Source organism: Paenibacillus sp. FSL A5-0031 (genome assembly GCF_001956295.1).
In the GTDB taxonomy this organism is placed as follows: Bacteria; Bacillota; Bacilli; order Paenibacillales; family Paenibacillaceae; genus Pristimantibacillus.
Window position 1 is genome coordinate 1 of the sequence record NZ_MRTD01000019.1, and the last position, 17,003, is coordinate 17,003.

14 protein-coding genes are annotated in these 17,003 nt (G+C 42.9%); 3 read left to right on the plus strand and 11 right to left on the minus strand.

Annotated features, from left to right (window positions below):
- Positions 1 to 90: 90 nt before the first annotated feature.
- Positions 91 to 459 (minus strand): DUF4180 domain-containing protein, encoded by a 369-nt coding sequence (locus BK120_RS26605; protein WP_076270542.1) that lies wholly within the window; start codon positions 457 to 459, stop codon positions 91 to 93.
- A gap of 231 nt (positions 460 to 690) precedes the next feature.
- Between BK120_RS26605 and BK120_RS26610 the strand changes: the two genes are divergently transcribed.
- The gene (locus tag BK120_RS26610) at positions 691 to 3,729 is read left to right on the plus strand and encodes a family 43 glycosylhydrolase (protein WP_179089901.1); all 3,039 of its coding nucleotides are present in this window, start codon (positions 691 to 693) and stop codon (positions 3,727 to 3,729) included.
- 84 nt (positions 3,730 to 3,813) lie between these two features.
- Here BK120_RS26610 and BK120_RS26615 read toward each other — a convergent pair whose 3' ends face one another.
- Both BK120_RS26615 and BK120_RS26620 read right to left on the minus strand, forming a co-directional pair.
- Complete coding sequence (locus BK120_RS26615; RefSeq protein WP_076270544.1) at positions 3,814 to 4,122, minus strand: hypothetical protein; 309 nt, start codon at positions 4,120 to 4,122, stop codon at positions 3,814 to 3,816.
- A 105-nt stretch (positions 4,123 to 4,227) separates the two neighbouring features.
- Positions 4,228 to 5,106: a helix-turn-helix domain-containing protein gene (locus BK120_RS26620; protein WP_076270545.1), complete on the minus strand. Its 879-nt coding sequence runs from the start codon at positions 5,104 to 5,106 to the stop codon at positions 4,228 to 4,230.
- Between the two features lie 116 nt (positions 5,107 to 5,222).
- Here BK120_RS26620 and BK120_RS26625 point away from each other — a divergent pair, with 116 nt between their 5' ends.
- Positions 5,223 to 6,005: a phytanoyl-CoA dioxygenase family protein gene (locus BK120_RS26625; RefSeq protein ID WP_076270546.1), complete on the plus strand. Its 783-nt coding sequence runs from the start codon at positions 5,223 to 5,225 to the stop codon at positions 6,003 to 6,005.
- 87 nt (positions 6,006 to 6,092) lie between these two features.
- Here the strand turns inward: BK120_RS26625 and BK120_RS26630 are convergent, their stop codons facing one another.
- From BK120_RS26630 to BK120_RS26650, 5 genes are all read right to left on the minus strand, one after another.
- Positions 6,093 to 7,535 (minus strand): serine hydrolase domain-containing protein, encoded by a 1,443-nt coding sequence (locus BK120_RS26630; protein ID WP_076270547.1) that lies wholly within the window; start codon positions 7,533 to 7,535, stop codon positions 6,093 to 6,095.
- 125 nt (positions 7,536 to 7,660) lie between these two features.
- Positions 7,661 to 8,470 (minus strand): type II pantothenate kinase, encoded by an 810-nt coding sequence (gene coaW, locus BK120_RS26635; RefSeq protein ID WP_076270548.1) that lies wholly within the window; start codon positions 8,468 to 8,470, stop codon positions 7,661 to 7,663.
- Between the two features lie 48 nt (positions 8,471 to 8,518).
- Positions 8,519 to 9,238, minus strand: coding sequence for an SDR family NAD(P)-dependent oxidoreductase (locus tag BK120_RS26640; protein WP_076270549.1), 720 nt, complete (start codon positions 9,236 to 9,238; stop codon positions 8,519 to 8,521).
- A gap of 235 nt (positions 9,239 to 9,473) precedes the next feature.
- On the minus strand, positions 9,474 to 10,292 hold the full coding sequence (locus BK120_RS26645) for an alpha/beta hydrolase (protein WP_076270550.1): 819 nt from the start codon (positions 10,290 to 10,292) through the stop codon (positions 9,474 to 9,476).
- 44 nt (positions 10,293 to 10,336) lie between these two features.
- Positions 10,337 to 11,944 carry an ADP-ribosylglycohydrolase family protein gene (locus BK120_RS26650; protein WP_076270551.1) on the minus strand — a complete coding sequence of 536 codons (1,608 nt, stop codon included), beginning with the start codon at positions 11,942 to 11,944 and terminating at the stop codon, positions 10,337 to 10,339.
- A 222-nt stretch (positions 11,945 to 12,166) separates the two neighbouring features.
- On the opposite strand from BK120_RS26650, the gene BK120_RS26655 reads away from it, so the two are divergent.
- Positions 12,167 to 13,057: an AraC family transcriptional regulator gene (locus tag BK120_RS26655; RefSeq protein WP_076270552.1), complete on the plus strand. Its 891-nt coding sequence runs from the start codon at positions 12,167 to 12,169 to the stop codon at positions 13,055 to 13,057.
- A 65-nt stretch (positions 13,058 to 13,122) separates the two neighbouring features.
- Here BK120_RS26655 and BK120_RS26660 read toward each other — a convergent pair whose 3' ends face one another.
- Genes BK120_RS26660 through BK120_RS26670 form a run of 3 tightly spaced genes read right to left on the minus strand, consistent with a single transcriptional unit; the run spans position 13,123 to position 16,975 of the window.
- Positions 13,123 to 15,096 carry a glycosyl hydrolase family 28 protein gene (locus BK120_RS26660; protein WP_076270553.1) on the minus strand — a complete coding sequence of 658 codons (1,974 nt, stop codon included), beginning with the start codon at positions 15,094 to 15,096 and terminating at the stop codon, positions 13,123 to 13,125.
- Between the two features lie 44 nt (positions 15,097 to 15,140).
- The gene (locus tag BK120_RS26665; RefSeq protein WP_076270554.1) at positions 15,141 to 16,037 is read right to left on the minus strand and encodes a carbohydrate ABC transporter permease; all 897 of its coding nucleotides are present in this window, start codon (positions 16,035 to 16,037) and stop codon (positions 15,141 to 15,143) included.
- A 17-nt stretch (positions 16,038 to 16,054) separates the two neighbouring features.
- Entirely contained in the window at positions 16,055 to 16,975 is a 921-nt protein-coding gene (locus tag BK120_RS26670; protein ID WP_076270555.1) for an ABC transporter permease, read from the minus strand.
- Positions 16,976 to 17,003 lie beyond the last annotated feature (28 nt).

The following is a 17,003-nucleotide window of genomic DNA, read 5'->3' on the forward strand; positions in this document are numbered from 1 at the left end:
GAGGTCCTTTTTCTCGATGAAAATAAGTTCTAAGTAGTGCTCAAAAAATCGCAAAATGACTTTTGAGACAGCCCCTTTTTCTTTATAGCATTAATTGACATTGTGCAGTGCGTCGAGTGCAGCTTGTTTATCTTTTAGAAAGAAAACCTGCTTGCCTTTATTGCATTCATAAATAAAATCCTTCAAGCTTTTGCTTTCATAACCATCAAAATCTCCAACGATTGCGATTTTGACTTGATAATTCGTGTACTTCTGCAAAATCTCCCCGGCAAGCTTTGTTTTTAAATCAAAAAATTCCTCTGTTATATTCGCTTTATGGATCAATAGTTTATGGCAGCCATCTGTATAATTCACAGTTGCCATCAAGTCCAGTGCCCCTTGCACGTCGCTTACTACAATTTCTGTGCTCTCTATAATCGCAACTTTGGAATTTCCCTTCTGATCAATCTCTATTTCCATTATTACTCCACCTTTCGCTAATATTCCATACTTTAACACAAACCCTCCATCTGATAAATAAAAGGACAGAAAAACGCAAAAAAAGCCCGTATTTTACAAATCTATAATCGATAAAAAATGGTAAATTTGAAGCAAACAATAGGACGAGAAAAGGAGGTAATTTGAGAAGCAGCTATGGAGCAATACTTCCCTACTTTGCATGATAAGAATGAGAAATCAGGAGGCTTAACGATGAAAAGAGTACTAGGAATACTTTTGGCCATGTTTGTTTTTGCAGGCACGATTGTTATACCCGCAAATGCTCGTGCTGCTGATGCAGCAGTGGACGGTCATGGATTGCTGGGCGAGTTTTTTAAATGTGAAAAGAACCCTAACAATCGTGAAGATATTACTATTTTTAATTTTAATGATTTTCGAGGAGAAAGAGCGGTCTCCAATCTAAACGGCGATTCTTTTGCAAGCATTTTCAATCAGCTCTCAGGAACCCCCGATTTTAATACAGCACGTTTTACAGGTACAATCGTTCCAAAATATTCAGAAGACTACACCTTCCATATGGTTGGTGATGATGGTTTCAGACTATGGGTTAATGGAGCATTGATCATTGACTTCTGGCAGCAAGCATGGGAAAAACCACAAGTTAGCACCTCTATTTCATTAGAAGAAGGCAAGCATTACGATATTAAAGTTGAATACTTGCAAGGCTGGGGAGGCACTTGGCTTAAGATGGAATGGGAAAGCGCTAGCCAAAGCAGAGAGGTCGTGCCAGAATCAGCACTTTATTTGCCTACAGATCGTGTACTCACGACTAAGAAAGCTGATTTGACCGCAGAAATTCAAAAGGTAGATTACTTAACAGAAAACTTTGCAGACAAAGTAGCAGAAAGCGTAGTAAACAACTTAAACGCTGCTAAAATAACTGCGACAGAGCTTCTTACCACTATTGATGACAAAGAAATTAGTGATTTAGATAAGGTTGCTTTGCTCGATGATGCCATTAAGAGCGTATCGATTGCCCGTTCTGACTTTATGAAAGAAATGGGAGTTACTAGCTCCTCCGTATCTGATAAATTTAACAACCCGCTGTATCAAGGACAGGACCCTTTTGTCACGTACAAAGATGGTTTTTATTACTTTGTTTCTTCAAGCAATTTAGACTCCAACAATAAAGTTTATGTATCCAAGTCTCGTACCCTGTTAGACCAAGGCGAAAAAATTATGGTATTCGATTCCCAAGGAACACAAACTCGGATTTTTGCACCTGAACTCTTCTTCTTTGATGGCAAATGGTATATCTATTATTGCGCTGACTTAAAAGAGTTTGATTACAAGCATATGGCAACGGTTTTGGAATCTGTGACTGACGACCCGCAAGGAGCGTACGTAGATAAAGGCGCCATATATGCAGGTGAAAACGGCGTTTATAAACAAGCCAATGATTTCACGGTCTTCGACTACAAAGGACAATTGTATGCGGTTTGGGGCACTTTAGGCTCCGGCGAACCTATTGGCCCGGCAATTGCGCCAATGGATAACCCCTATACAATTACAGCAGACCGCTCCTTCCTGCCAGGCGGCGGAGGTGAAGGCCCTCGTGTATTGCAAAAGGATGGGAAAGTGTTTATTACTATGTCCGAAGGTGATTATGCATCAAATGGTTATCGTTTATCTTATTTTATGAATACCGATGGCGATTTTTTGAACCCGGATTCTTGGACGCGCACAAATGATGTTTTCGTTGCTACAGATGATGTATCCGGCCCTGCCAGAGCAGGTTTTGTCAAATCGGCAGATGGCAAGGAAGATTGGATGATTTATCATTCGCGCGTATATCAAGATACTGGGCGCAACTGGTGGCGTCAGGTCAATATTCAAAAATTTGATTGGAATGCAGATGGAACACCTCATTTCGGTATACCTGTATCGCCATATGAATGGCAAGACTTGCCTTCTGGTGATTTAGGACTCGGAGAAATGTATCAAGCTGAAGATGCTATTCTTTATGGTGATATTACGAAAGACAACAGCCATGTAAATTATCAAGGAACGGGTTATATTAACCTGCCAAAAAAAGCTGGTGCAGAAGCTAGTTTTGTAGTGAATGCGGCTGAAGATGGTGATTACATCGTGGGTGTTAGATACGCATATGGTGTGCAAGTCGATGGGGAATCCACAAATAATCCTACGACACAGTTGCCGGCAAGAGCAAACATCAATGTATATGTAAATGGCATACAAGTAAAAACGATTGGCCCAGATAAAACGGCGATCAGCTGGGATGAATGGTTTACCGCTTCTGAGCGTTTACGCTTAAAGGCTGGCAAAAATGTGATCAGCTATCGTATTGATAATGGTTCGATTGGCAATGTGAATTTGGACTATTTGACGATGTATAAGGCCGATGTTCCTAACCTCAATCCCCCTGCTGAAGACGAATTAACAGGGACACTTGCAGGTGCTTCTCAAAAATCATTAGGTAAAAGCTTCGAAGTAAATTACGGGTTAACGTATGTGTCAACTAAATCGGAAGATGCCATTTATGCTCAGGATCTCACATTTGATTATGATGCCGACAAGCTCGCATTTGTTTCGGCGGAGTCCATAAAGAATGGTCTTATCGTTATTGATTCTAAAACGGACGTCCCCGGACAGATTCGGATTTTGCTTGCTAGTCAAGGTGCAGACCATGCTGTCATCGCCGATGGAGAATTGCTTAAATTAAACTGGAAAGCGATTAAAGAGTCACCTAATACGAGTATTACACTCTCGCAAGCAAAGCTTGCCAATTCAGCAGGCGTGGAGACGACACTTGCTCATGTCACGCATAATGTTAAAATCACGAGCACGAATGAACTGAACAAAGAAGCATTGAATGCCTTAATTGCACAATCAGAGGCAGCTGTTCAAGCAGCTGTAGAAGGCAGTTCGCCAGGACAATACCCTGTTGGTTCCAAAGCAGCTTTGCAAGCAGCCATTAACGCAGCCAAAGCAGCAGCCGATAAAGCTGTTAACCAAGCGGAAATTGATCAAGCGGTTACCGCCTTGAATCAAGCACTGCAAGCATTTAAAAACGCAGTCCATGTCCCAACATCAGGAGACACGAATTCAGACGGAAAAGTGACCGTTGGCGATCTTGGCATTGCAGCAGCCAGCTATGGCAAAAATTCATCTAGCCCTGATTGGAATGCGATCAAAAAAGCAGATATCAACCATGATGGCATTATCGATATTGTTGATCTAGCCTTTATTGCAAAAACGATTGTACAATAAAGTTATCAAATCAATCATCAATTCAAAAAGCCTCCTGCCAGTAAAATTACTTTACTGACCGGAGGCTTTTTTTCATATTGCTTCTTACCCTTCCACCACGTCCGCACCCAATTCGCTCGCAACCTCAATCATCTTAGGGATCACGGCTTCATTCGTTCCGGACACATATATATCTCCCTGATAATGCCTGAACGGGATTGTGATATCGCCATAGCTCCACATAAAAAAATCACCATCAATAGACATCGTGGTTTCCCCTTTTACAGTGAAAACGGATGTATACGAAAAATCAGGTTTGGCAGCAAAATAACTTTTGCACTCTTCCAAAGATATGTTTTGCTCCGAATGGTTCTGCTCTTGCATTGTCCTTGTAATTCTATAGCGTTGACTCATAAAGTTACCTCCACTATTGTTCTTATGCTGATCAGCCAGTTAGTCCAGCATCATTAACCTTACACGCTTGCTTCCAGATATTCAACCAATTCCGCCATAATAACGCTACAAGCCATTGCGGAATTGTCTTGGCGTCATACTCATGTGTTTGCGAAAAATCCGATTGAAGAAGCTGACATCTTGAAATCCAGAACTATATGCGACATGTACAACCTTGTTGCGATGATCCTTCAACAATTCGCAAGCATGCCTGATTTGAAGAGAATGCTTGTAGTCCATGAGGCTCATGCCTGTCGCTTTCTTAAATTTTGCCGTGAAGGATGATACGCTCATGCCGCAGGTTTGGGATAGCTGATTCAACGATAACGGCTGTCGATAATTTTGTTCTACGAAATGCAAAATAGAACTCATCCATTCCTCTTTCGGCAGCGGACTATTATTATTGTTCTCGTTGTTATCCTGATAACGACTTAACAATACCAAACACTCGATCCAATTTGTTTTTATGACGAGCTGATAACCTACCGGCTTTTCATAAAACTCCTTATGAATTTTTTGGAGAAGAAATTCCAAGTGCCCCCGCTGATGCTCGTTCAATGATATATACGGTACAAAAGAGGCGTTTTTCCTTAGAAAAGGAGCGAGATAAAAGAAGTTGATGAAGGCGGGTATTTGCAGCAGGACACCCAATTCCTTCTGAAGCAGTTGCTTCTCAAATAGGAGATTGTATACGATCGTTTCTTCCCCATCGGTGTTAAAGTAGCCATGATAGGTTTGCGGCTCGATGACGAATACATCACCGGTTGCAAGCGGATACCGTTGATCGGCCATTTCATGCAGCGCTCCGCCCTTAACCACATACACAAGCTCAACAAAATCATGTGTATGCGCAGGAATGACCTCACCTTTTTTTATTTGATAGCGCTGTATAAAAAAAGGAAACTCTCTGTCCTCGAAAAAAGCATTTCCATTTAGAATAGACATTTCAAGTCCATCCTCCTTAGCAGATCGTCCTACTTTTTTTGTAGATCATCCAAGAATTCGAACAGCTCCCTGTCGTAAAGTAAACCTAAGAACTTTATATAAAAGGGAGAATGGTTATGTTGAATGATAAGAGGGTTTTAACTGAAAAGCAAATCATTTTTTATCGGGAAAACGGTTTTGTTCAAGTGGATAATGTACTTTCCGAGGACGAGCTGCAAGAACTGAGGACGTATTTGGAAGAAGCAATGCGTGATACTACAGGGCGTTCCATTCAGACGGACCAAGCTGGCGGCTCTTACTTCAAAGTGCTGAATCAGCGTGTAAACACATGGAGAGATCATGGCGGGATGGCCCGGTTCGTGTTAGGCAATCGTTTTGCAGATATGGGCAAGCAGCTTACTGGATTCGAAGGGATCCGTTTATTTCATGATCATGCCCTCTTGAAGATGCCGTATGATTCCAAGCCAACGCCTTGGCATCAAGATTGGCCATATTGGCCGATGCAGGAAAGCGGAGCATTCTCTATTTGGATCGCGCTGGATGATGTGGATGAGAATAACGGCTGTATGATGTTTGTTCCAAAATCGCAAAAAATAAAAAATTTAAAAAGCATCGACTTAGTTGCTCCAAGTGATATATTTGCCGATGCAGGAGCTCAAGACGTGGATAGAAACACTGCGGTGGTCGTGCGTATGAAAGCCGGAAGCTGTACCTTTCATGACGGGTTGACGTTCCATTATGCGAATGCCAATCATACCGATAAACCGCGGCGCGCGCTTGCTATTATTTTCATGCCGGATGGCACCATATTTAGCGGAAAGCCGCACAGCTGTACGGAAGGTTTGGGTCTAGCAGCTGGGGACCGCATACAAGGCGGATTGTTCCCGAAACTAGCATAAAAGATAAATTTCAAACAACTTATCAATAATGTTAAGTTAATCACAGTTATCTCAAAAAAAAAAAGCCGCATTCCATGCGGCTTTTAACTATTTCACTTCCGTTTTCCGTCCACGAATTTCAGACTTTTCAGCTAATACATTTGAGTTTTGACTTAATACAATGTTGTCCCCATCAAATAAAATGTGGACATGAATAGAGAAAGGCGTTTCGATTAACCTCAAGGTCAACTGAAGCGTGTTTTCCTGCTCCCAGGCAAAGCTGCCAACGAAGCGCTGATATTCTCTCTGAAAGAGAGGCGTCGTTCCCTCTACCCAGGCACCTCGACCAAGCTTAATCGTATATTCAATATCCTCCTTGCTCAGAAGGACAACGGCTGTATTAGCCTCGAAGGATATAGAAATGCTTTTCCAAAGCGGTTCGTTTTGTTCGAGCGTATATTCAAAGCCGTCAATGATGGCTTCCAATGGAGAATCCGGCGGCAGCTGCGGCAGCGGTAGCGCTAGCTGCTGCAATTCATACGCAAGCTTCGAATGTGCATCCTGATTTGCAGGAAGTGACGATGATTCCATTGCTGGGAGCAAGTGATCCCATACCGCATCCAGGACACCTTGCAAATCATTTGTACCGCTTGTCATTGCCAGCACCGCATTTTGCTCCGGCATTACGATACAAAATTGACCGAATGCACCGTCACCGCGGTACACTCCGTGCCGACATCGCCAGAACTGGTAGCCATAACCTTGCGCCCAGTCGCTCACTCCACCGTCTCCGTTGGATATTTGTGCTGACTTTGCTTCATCAACCCAATCCTCCTGCAGCAGACGCTGTTCATTCCACACGCCTTTCTGCAAATATAGCTGGCCAAACTTAGCGATATCCTCCGTGGTGACGTTTAGTCCCCAGCCGCCAACATTAATTCCCCGAGGACAAGATTCCCATGTCGCCCCTTCAATGCCAAGCGGTTCAAACAACCGCGGCTGCAAATATGCAAGCAGCGTTTGACCAGTCACCTTCTGCAGTATGGCTGCCAGCATATATGTAGCTCCGCTGTTATAGACAAAATGTGTACCCGGTGCATGCTCAACAGGAGCATCCAGAAACGCCTTGACCCAATTTCCATCTTCACACTGCTGCAGCTTACTTGTTGTGTCCTGATCATGCCCTGTTCCCATCATCAGCAAATGACGGATTTCCATTGCAGCTAAATTAGAATTTATCTCAGCTGGAACATCTTCCGGAAAAAACGATACAACCGCATCGTTTAACGACAATTTCCCTTCTGCAGCTGCGAGACCCATTGCGGTTGAGGTAAAGCTTTTGCTAAGCGAGAACAGCATATGAGGAATATCTGATGCATAAGGCTTCCACCATCCCTCTACTACTACCTGTCCATGTCTAAGCAGCATAAGGCTATGCAGTTCCAGCTTTTTTTCTTTTACAGTATTTAAAAAGGCAATTACAGCAGCGGAGGGTATTCCTTGTGCTTCCGGCTGACTTCTGGGTAAATGAAGAGTTGTCCGTTCCATCATTTCATTCCTCCTTTATACTACTAACTTACTGCAACTTCAGAGGACTGGCAAGCATTTTTGTTAGCGCTATCATAGATGTCTCGTTGAACTATCATTTCCTTGAATACTCTACTTGCTAGCTGCGTTTATTTACTCACATGCAGCAAAGCGCCGATGGCACCTGAATACTCCCCATTTTCGAGAAATATAGGATTTGCCCCTCTAAGCCTCGTATAGCTTTGTACCACTTCTTTAAGAAATTCATTTCGAATAAACGACGAGCCGATGAATACGACAGAGGATACGCCGTATTGTCCAGCCGCAAGAACACTAACGGTCGCCACCGTTTCCCCTACCATTCCAATGACAGAAGCTAGCAGTTCTTCTTTTTCCAAATCAGTTCTAGATACCATGGGGTCAACATTCCCGAAGTTGCTGGCTGTTAAATCTCCTGGTATAGGGGGCACTGTCCCCTTATAAATTTGACTTACCTTCAAATCTATACGATCTCGTATACCTTTAGCTGCTAAAGGTACAATGCTGTCATAGTCAGTTATTCCTGTAAGCAGCTGTGATAGCCCCATCATGGTGCCGCCGCCGACCCCGGTACCGCCGACGCGCTGCTGCTCGCTTTTGTTTATATGGTGAATTGAAGTTCCGGTACCAACATTCGTTAATATGTATGACTCCTCCGTTATTCCACACGTTGCAAGAAGATATCGCACACCACTCGATGTTGCTTCAAATTCAACGATTTGTTCCGCTTTTTGACTTAATAACGATTTCAAAAAAGTAGCTTTACCGCCTGTCGTACAGATCTTAATGTTATCTAATCCGTTTATCCAAGAAGCCACTTGCTCCAAATCAGCAATAGGAAACTTTTCAAATTCGAGCAGGTCATTTTTCATATAGGCGACTTTGATAAGTGTCCCGCCAGCATCAATTCCAATATTCATCTTGATTTGTCATCTCTTTTCTCCCATTACCATGCTTTGTCCGTGCAATCATACACTCGTGCCGAGCATGGCTGGAATATTTATTTCTTTCACACAGGAAGCCCTTGAGAGATTCATCACACATTTAACCAAGGATACAATATCCTGAAGGGGGATCTGTGTCCCATTATAAGCCGATAAAACCTTCTCTATTCCATCTTCATATGGGATCTGAGTTGCAATTTCGCCTGGGTTTATACACGTAACACCTATTCCGTACTTCTTCACATGCTCCCGCAAGGAATTGCTTATTCCACGCAATCCGAATTTCGAGGCAACAAATGAAATTTGTGTACTGTCATTATTTTCAAGACCTGATGTAGATCCGATGAAGAAAATTTTTGCGTTGTTTGATTTTTTTAAATTCGGCAGCAGCTTCTGGACACAAGTGATTGCAGAGGTCACATTTACATTTATAATTTTAACAATTTCGTTAGGATCATCCTTCTCAAAATCGTAGTCATCCATAAATCCTTTGCTTTCCCATATCCCAACATTATATATGAATACGTCTATGACGACATCACGTAATCTACTCGCAATTTTATCGCTTGCTTCTGCTAATGCCAGATCAGCTTCAATCCAATAGCGATGAACACCATCGTTAAGTTCCATACGATTCGGACAGCTTCTAGAAACTATCCATACGTTATCTCCCGCTTCCGGTAATCCTTTAACGAATGCTTCACCGAGTCCTTTACTCGCTCCAAAAATAATAAAGTTTTTCATATGATCCTCCCATGGTTTTATTTCATTATCACTATTATATTCATATACTTTATATATAACAATGTTTAATTAGTGAGAAAATCAAGTCTATAAAAGTAGGCGGTGCGTTCTACAACACCATGATCCTTTTCAAGCTCGGCCACCCTCTATTTGAAATCAACTAAAAACAAGCAACAGCTCCTTATCATCATTCGATAGGAGCTGTTGCTTGTTTTCAACGTTGTAAAAATATTATTTATGGAGCTTTTCCCTCTACGACTCTCCAGCCTCGTTTTTTCAACCATTCCCTGCACAGTAATGTCCACGTTCCGACACTTGCATCGTTCTCGGCTAATCCCATACCATGCGGACCACTCTCGAACATATGCAGTTCACAAGGAACATGATGCCTATTTAATGCCTGTGCGAAGAGAAGGCTGTTCTCCACCGAAACGGCCTCATCGTCTGCCGTATGCCACAAAAAGGCAGGCGGAGTATCCGCGGTGACTTGCAGCTCATTAGATAAGTCGTGTCTCTGCTCCTCCGAAGGAAATTCTCCTAGCAAATTTATCATTGAATGATGATGACGGAACTCACCAAAACTGATAACGGGATAACATAAGATTAGCAAGTCGGGGCGACTGCTTTCCCTCTCAATTGGATCAAGATCCACCATACGCCCTCTGTCGTAATGTGTTCCAACTGTGGACACAAGATGACCTCCTGCGGAAAAACCTATCACACCTACTCGTTCCGCATCAATATTCCAGTCTTTTGCATGATGACGCACATATCGAATGGCACGTTGAGCGTCAAGCATTGGAACAGGATATTTATAGGGCGCGAACCGATACTTCAGCACGAAAGCAGAAATGCCTATACTGTTAAACCAGTGGGCGATCGGCTCACCTTCATGATCTGCCAGCATGCCATAGGCACCGCCTGGACATACAATAATAGCTGCTGTAGGAACAGCACTTTCAACCAAATAAGGAGTTAATGTTGGGTCTCCTTGCGGTTCTCCACTAATAATATGAGGTGCACCTTTTGGCCAAATCACTGTCGGAGTTGTCATTTGTTTAGCCTCCAAGCTGTTTTGGTTATGTTTTAGCAGCTAGATTAAATAACTGACCGGATCATGTGGGCGGCAGGAGCCTTTGAACGATCCTCCACAAGAGATACAATTTCTTCTACGGCAGTTTGAGGCACATTCAATAGAACGATGGGAATTAGCCCCTTCGTAGGCCGTCCAGCCGATGTGATCTCGACGATCAGATCATACCGCGGCTCCTTTAATGCATTAGGCGTTAACTCGAAGAAAAGCTCATTATAGCCAACATTGCAGTGATACTGCTCAAGCGGTACGCTAATATTCGGTCCAGGAGACACGGTCCAACCCTCCGGCAAATGCCATTTGACGTTTAACCACTGCTGTATAAACAGCTGATTGTCCAAGACAAGGCGGAACCGTTTTGGCTGAGCCTCCGATACAAAGGGTTCATTCCGATAATCCAAATAGACCGAAAAGATTTGAAAGTCATAGTGGACCATAAATGGGCTTTGCTTGAATAAATCGGAAGTTTCGCGATAAACCCAGCAGTTTACTCTTTTCGGATGATTATATAAATCCTTATCCTCTTTAGTCTCGATCGTATAACCGCGTTCTGCATTTACATAGTCACAATACTCGCTTCCAAGAAAAATCGGTGTCAGCTTTAAGATCCGATCCGTAAGTTCCGTCACCGTCTTCGGGATCTTTAAGCCTTGATCTCCCAGATTGATGCATAAGGTTTTGATCTCGTCTCCAATAGGCTCCAGCCATTCCGACGGCACACGCTCAGGCTCGCCAATAATCCCCATAATGGCGCCAAGTGTTGCCGCTGTACAATCGGTATCTTCACCGCAATTATTCGCGATACAAATGCTTTTGCCAAAGTCGCCTTCTCCGTAAAGCCAGCCGATGATTGTAATTCCAACGTTGCTTGGCGCATCCCAGCCCATGTCCCCGACAGGAACTTCATCCGTCAACAGTTCCGGAGTCATCCCGATAATACCGAAGCTGCCAGGAAGCTCAGTCAGCACACGAATTCGAGCTTCTTGCCAGCTCATACCCGAACGATAACATTCTATAACTGTCCGAACCGCTTTTGCAGATCCGCAATCATCTGGAAGATATGAAAGTCCGATGTCGATTAACTTATACGTATCGCTCTCTACGAAAGCGGCGCTTTGGATGGCTGCGAAGAACACTTCCGCATAGACACCCTCGTGACTGTGATCGACAACCGCATCTTCAAAAGCATATTTCACAGCGATATCCGGATGGCCGGGTGCGAGACATGCCCATATCTCCGAGCGAATAAAAGCCCCATTGCTGTCACGGAATTTATTGTTTACATAACCGGATAACGGCGGCACGATTCCCATCCGCATATTGTTTTTCCCTGCACCGTATTCGGCCCAGTTAGGAACGATATAAGACAGCCAATATTCGCCCAATATTCGTGAATTAATCATTTTCCCGTGTTTCTCAGCTGCATTTAACCACACCAATTGCAAATCCAAATCATCGTTAGGAAGAACTCCTTGCGTCAGATCATGGGTGTAATAAGTGACATCGAGCACCCCGCGTTTGCATTCAAATGGCGCTCCGAGCGTCCCTCCGACATTTTTCCCGATCCAACATCCGCGCACTTTGTTCTTATACTGGTCTAATGAAATTTTCATCGTTGCACCTCTTATTCTCATAGTGGTTACATCAATGAGTTTATCAACGAAACAGTACGAGAAACATCGACATTGTTAAGGTTTTAAAATAAATAATGTTAAAAAAAACCGTTCCATTTCATCGATTCTATCGGTTCATATCCGTATGCTCATAGTGTTGTCAGAGGTACCATAATCTCCTATAATTAATTGATCATATTTAATAGGTACGGGAGGGATTTCATGTCTTTTTTTACGATGTCGAGGCTCGCGAGCCTTGATGTGAGATGGGCTGGCATACAACAGGGCAATGATAACCTCTATATGATGGAGCATTCCAATCCTTTTTTTGAACTGATGGTCGTTGCCGAAGGGCCCATTTACCTGCAAGTGGAATCCGAACAGCTGGAGCTGAACTCTGGGGACATTTTCATTTTAAAACCGTGGGAGCGGCATTACAGCTGGAAAAAAACGAACCCCAAAGCGAATTTCTTCTGGGTTCAATTTTCCTGCACGCCTTCTCTGAAGGAAGTCGGAGACTTGGCATCTGGCATCGATTATTCGCTGCTGGAGCACCAGGATTTACGTACCTTTGAATATGAGCATGTCGATGAATTGATCCTGCCTAGGCATTTTCAATCCCCCCGTCCCTACGAGCTTCTTTCCCAATTCGAAAAGCTGCTGGAGACCTTCTCTAAGCCAGAGGTATACTTTCGTTTTCGCTCAACGCTGCAATTTGCGCAAATTTTGGAATCCATTGCTTTATCTATTTTAGTCGAATCCAAAAATCAGCGTTACATTCCCGAATCCTTTATCGTTTATCGGAAATTGGTTCGTCTATTAGATGAAGCATACACCGACAACCTATCAAAAGAAGAAATAGAACGCAGCATGGATCGTACGTATGAATATTTGTGTCAAATCTTCAAGAAATATTCAGGTACAAACATCATCAAATATACGAACATGTTAAAAATTCAAAAAGCAAAGTTTTTATTAAAAAGTACAAATCGATCGGTACAAGAAATCTCTCAAGAAGTCGGAATCTCGGACACCTTTTATTTCAGTAAATTATTTAAGCAATATGAGAAAATCAGCCCTACCGCTTTCCGTGAACGCATGCATCCTTCCTGATAGCAAACACAAAAAAACCTGCCCATAACAGGCAGGTCAGCAGCTTATTTTCCGTTTTTTTGATGCTATTTAAATTTTATATCCGAATACTTCCCCTTAAATTCGATAAACTGTTTCATGTTAGTAGAAGACAATAACGTATTGTTTATTTTAAAACGGTTAAATACGATCCCGCTCACATTATGGCTATCGTCAACGCCGCTAATAAGAGATTTTCGCGGAAGCTTGCCGCGGTAGATAATGTTGTTAAAGGAGACGTTGCTCACAGAACCAGGCGCAATTCCAGCAGCCATCTCATCTGTCTTGATTTGAAAAAGCATAGAGTCCCCCGGAGCTTCGAACTCATCGATATGAATATTTTTAAAGGCAATATTGCTTATCTTGTTCCCTCCTGTTGCCCAAATTTGAATCGCACCATTATATTTATTCAGATCCCATACGCCTCGTTGATTCAAAATATAGATATTCTCAAAGTTAACCTTATCGATCGTCGCATTTGGCGTATCTCCCAAGCCTAGCAAAATAGGACGAGCATTATCTGCCCAGAATATAGAATCCTTTACCGTTATATTTGAACTCTCACCATAATGATAAATGACAAAATTATCGTCTGTCGTTCTTATGAATACGCCTGAAACCTGCGCATTTTTGCTGCCTGAGAGGTGAATGCCATCAGCATTAACCATCGAACCGAAAAAATTTATATTTTTAATCGACGTTTGATCCGTAAAGTTCATAACGACTGACCACATCGGATAATCGATCAGTGTAATGCCTTCTACCTTTGAATTAGTGCTTCTCGTAATCCATATCGCCCCGCTTCGTCCCTCAGCGTAATTTCTAGGCCGCAAAAGATCACCACCGTACATGATACCTCGGCCTTTAATTGTAATGTTGCTCAGATCATCTGCAGAAATTGACCCTTTGACAAGCGAGCCTGGTGCCAAATAAACACTCGTATCGCTCTGACTGATATAAAACGCTTCTCCTGCATGCCAATTGCCATAACCGGTAGACGATATATAATGAGTAGAATCATTGCCGTCAGTCATATTAGAGTAACTGGGGAATGCCCCATTTACCGCTTTTCCCTTTGCAATATTTGTAGAATCGTCTCCCTTTTTATAAAGCTTAAATTCGCTTGCCAATGATGTCATTACATAATGACTTGATCCGGTATTACCTAGTAGGACAAGCTTTACATATCTCGCGTTCACATTACTCAATAAATCGGTGACTGTTCCTTCCTTATTATTCTCATACCCATCGTATACTTTTACATACGGGTCGTCTTTTCTCTCCTTGGCCTCAATCACAAATCGTTGGGGTCCTTTTGCAAACCACTGGGAGTCGGTTAGCTGCTGCACCAAATCAAATTTTTCCAGTTGAACGGTTTCCTCGAGATCAAGCTCAACCCACATCCCTTTTGGCAGCTCGTGCTCGCCCGGCTTAAAATAATACGTATCTTTTCCCGTTGGCAAATAAAGCGGGAACGGGTCGCCAGGATTTATAACATAAACGTTTGCGGCATTCTGTGAAGGCGCATCATTCTCAGGCGTGTTTGAAAGGATATGCAAGTTGCCCTCACTCCAGCTGCCATTCACCATAATGGTGGGCTTTAATGGAGCTTTATTATTTTGCGTGAGCGAAAAGGTTAATGTTTTCCCTTCTGTTTTTTTAGCATTAATTCCATAAGCTGAAGGGCGTATTTCATAATCTTTGATTTTTTCCTTGTTATACGTTACCTTAAACTCTGCTGTACCTGAAAAGTCAACGTTAACCATGGCTGCATCCGTTGGCACATCTTGCTCCTTCTGCTCACCGTTTTTTACGTTATAAACATAAAGCTCTTTCCACGTTTTCTGGCCGCTCTCTCTTATCCAAACCGAAAAACTATTGTTTTTTTGCTGCCAAGCAGGCGTATCCCAAGTAACGATTTTTGAAGTGCTCTGCTTATTTTCCTGATTCACAGCATGCGCCTCCCCAACATTCAAAAAAGTTGCTATTAAAAAGAGCACAAGCAACAGCTTCATCTTCATCACAAACCATTCCTCCCGATATGAAGTCATGATAATTCTTGAATCTATCCTTTCACGCTGCCAAGTACGATGCCTTTCATGAAATACTTTTGCAAAAAAGGATAGAGAACAAGCACAGGCAGTGCTGCAAGAAAAATTTGCGAGGCTTTGGTTGTACGGTCTGATACCTCAGCAAGCGCCTTCATATCTTCCGCTGTCAGGTTTCCCCCTGCCGTAAATAATTCCGTACTTACAACAAGTGTCTGCAGATACGTCTGCAACGGATAATTCATAGGCGAGTTCATATAGATCAGTCCATCGAACCAAGAATTCCACTGTCCTACACATGTAAACAACAGAATTGTCGCAAGTGCAGGAATCGATATCGGAACCATCATTTTCCAAAGCAGCTGCCAATGGGTACATCCGTCAACAAGTGCAGCCTCTTGAATTTCTTTTGGTGTACCGCGAAAGAAATTCAGCAGCAGCACGATGTTGAACACCGCCACAGCGCCTGGAAGTATAAGTGCCCAGATCGTATCAAGCATATGGTAATTTCGAATGACCATATAGGTTGGAATTAATCCTCCGCTAAACAGGATTGTGACAAAGAAGAACCACACATAGAAGGTTCGCATCGGAAACTCCGTCCGTTCCTTCGACAACGGATACGCGGAAATAACAACCACCAATAAACTGATAATCGTACCAAGGACAACCCGCACAATAGAAACAAAAAGCGACTGTAAAAATTCCGGTTTGGACAGTGCGTACTTATAGGAGCTCAGCGTAAAATCAACTGGCCATAGCTTGACCGCCCCAGCCGTCGCCGCCGAGCTTGAGCTAAACGACAGAGCCAATATATTAATGAGAGGAAGCAAACAAACAACAGCTAACGTAATAAGGAAAACATTATTGCAGATAAGAAAAACTTTTCTTCCCAGTGAATCATTGAAGTCCATAACGGTCTCTCCTTTCCTTAAAAAATACGGTAACCAGCAATACGATAAGCAAGCCAGTACGATGCTCCTACAAAAATCAAAGAGACCACCGATTTGAACAAGCCGACAGCTGTCGCAACCGCATATTGAGCATCTATAAGACCTAGTCGATACACAAAAGTGTCCAGAATATCTCCCGTACGATAGACAAGCGGGTTATACAAATTGAATACTTGATCGAAGCCAGCATTCAGCACGCCCCCAAGCCCCAGTGTCGCGAGCAGCACGATGATGGGAAGCATCCCTGGCAATGTCACATGAATCGTTTGTTTCCATCTGCCTGCCCCATCCATAATGGCGGCTTCGTATAATGTAGGATTAATGCTTGTAAGCGCAGCGAGATAAACAATCGTGCCAAACCCGAATTCCTTCCACACATCCGTGACAACGAGCACATAAGGAAACAGCTTATCATTGCCAAGAAAAAATAGCGGTTCCATTCCAAACCAGCTAATCACTTCATTCAGTAGTCCCTGTGATGGTGAGAGAATATCGATTAGAATGCCGCCAAGAATGACCCACGATAGGAAATGAGGTAAATAAATAAGAGTCTGCACCGATCTCTTGATCGAAGATTTCCGCACTTCATTAAGCAGCAATGCCGTCACAATAGGGGCAACTTGCCCGAAGATGATTTTCAGAAAAGCAATAAAAATGGTGTTCCACAATACTTGACCAATCCCAGGCATTTGAAGCATAAACTCGAAATTGTTCCAACCCACCCATTTGGAATCGAAGAAGCCTTTAGCAGGAATGAAATTCTGGAAGGCTATGACGATTCCTGCCATAGGGATATAATGAAACATGATTAACAATAGAATTCCGGGCACCAGCATAAGATGCAGAGGTAGATGCTTCTTCCAAGATCGTCTTCTGTTGACGGTCGCCGCTTGCAACATGATCATTCCTTTCTAAGCTGATAGAGTA

Coding starts and splice junctions, on each gene's coding strand:
- BK120_RS26605 (WP_076270542.1), bottom strand. CDS start 459: ATGGAAATAGAGATTGATCAGAAGGGAAATTCCAAAGTTGCGATTATA.
- BK120_RS26610 (WP_179089901.1), top strand. CDS start 691: ATGAAAAGAGTACTAGGAATACTTTTGGCCATGTTTGTTTTTGCAGGC.
- BK120_RS26615 (WP_076270544.1), bottom strand. CDS start 4,122: ATGAGTCAACGCTATAGAATTACAAGGACAATGCAAGAGCAGAACCAT.
- BK120_RS26620 (WP_076270545.1), bottom strand. CDS start 5,106: ATGTCTATTCTAAATGGAAATGCTTTTTTCGAGGACAGAGAGTTTCCT.
- BK120_RS26625 (WP_076270546.1), top strand. CDS start 5,223: ATGTTGAATGATAAGAGGGTTTTAACTGAAAAGCAAATCATTTTTTAT.
- BK120_RS26630 (WP_076270547.1), bottom strand. CDS start 7,535: ATGATGGAACGGACAACTCTTCATTTACCCAGAAGTCAGCCGGAAGCA.
- coaW (WP_076270548.1), bottom strand. CDS start 8,470: ATGAATATTGGAATTGATGCTGGCGGGACACTTATCAAAGTCGCCTAT.
- BK120_RS26640 (WP_076270549.1), bottom strand. CDS start 9,238: ATGAAAAACTTTATTATTTTTGGAGCGAGTAAAGGACTCGGTGAAGCA.
- BK120_RS26645 (WP_076270550.1), bottom strand. CDS start 10,292: ATGACAACTCCGACAGTGATTTGGCCAAAAGGTGCACCTCATATTATT.
- BK120_RS26650 (WP_076270551.1), bottom strand. CDS start 11,944: ATGAAAATTTCATTAGACCAGTATAAGAACAAAGTGCGCGGATGTTGG.
- BK120_RS26655 (WP_076270552.1), top strand. CDS start 12,167: ATGTCTTTTTTTACGATGTCGAGGCTCGCGAGCCTTGATGTGAGATGG.
- BK120_RS26660 (WP_076270553.1), bottom strand. CDS start 15,096: ATGAAGATGAAGCTGTTGCTTGTGCTCTTTTTAATAGCAACTTTTTTG.
- BK120_RS26665 (WP_076270554.1), bottom strand. CDS start 16,037: ATGGACTTCAATGATTCACTGGGAAGAAAAGTTTTTCTTATCTGCAAT.
- BK120_RS26670 (WP_076270555.1), bottom strand. CDS start 16,975: ATGTTGCAAGCGGCGACCGTCAACAGAAGACGATCTTGGAAGAAGCAT.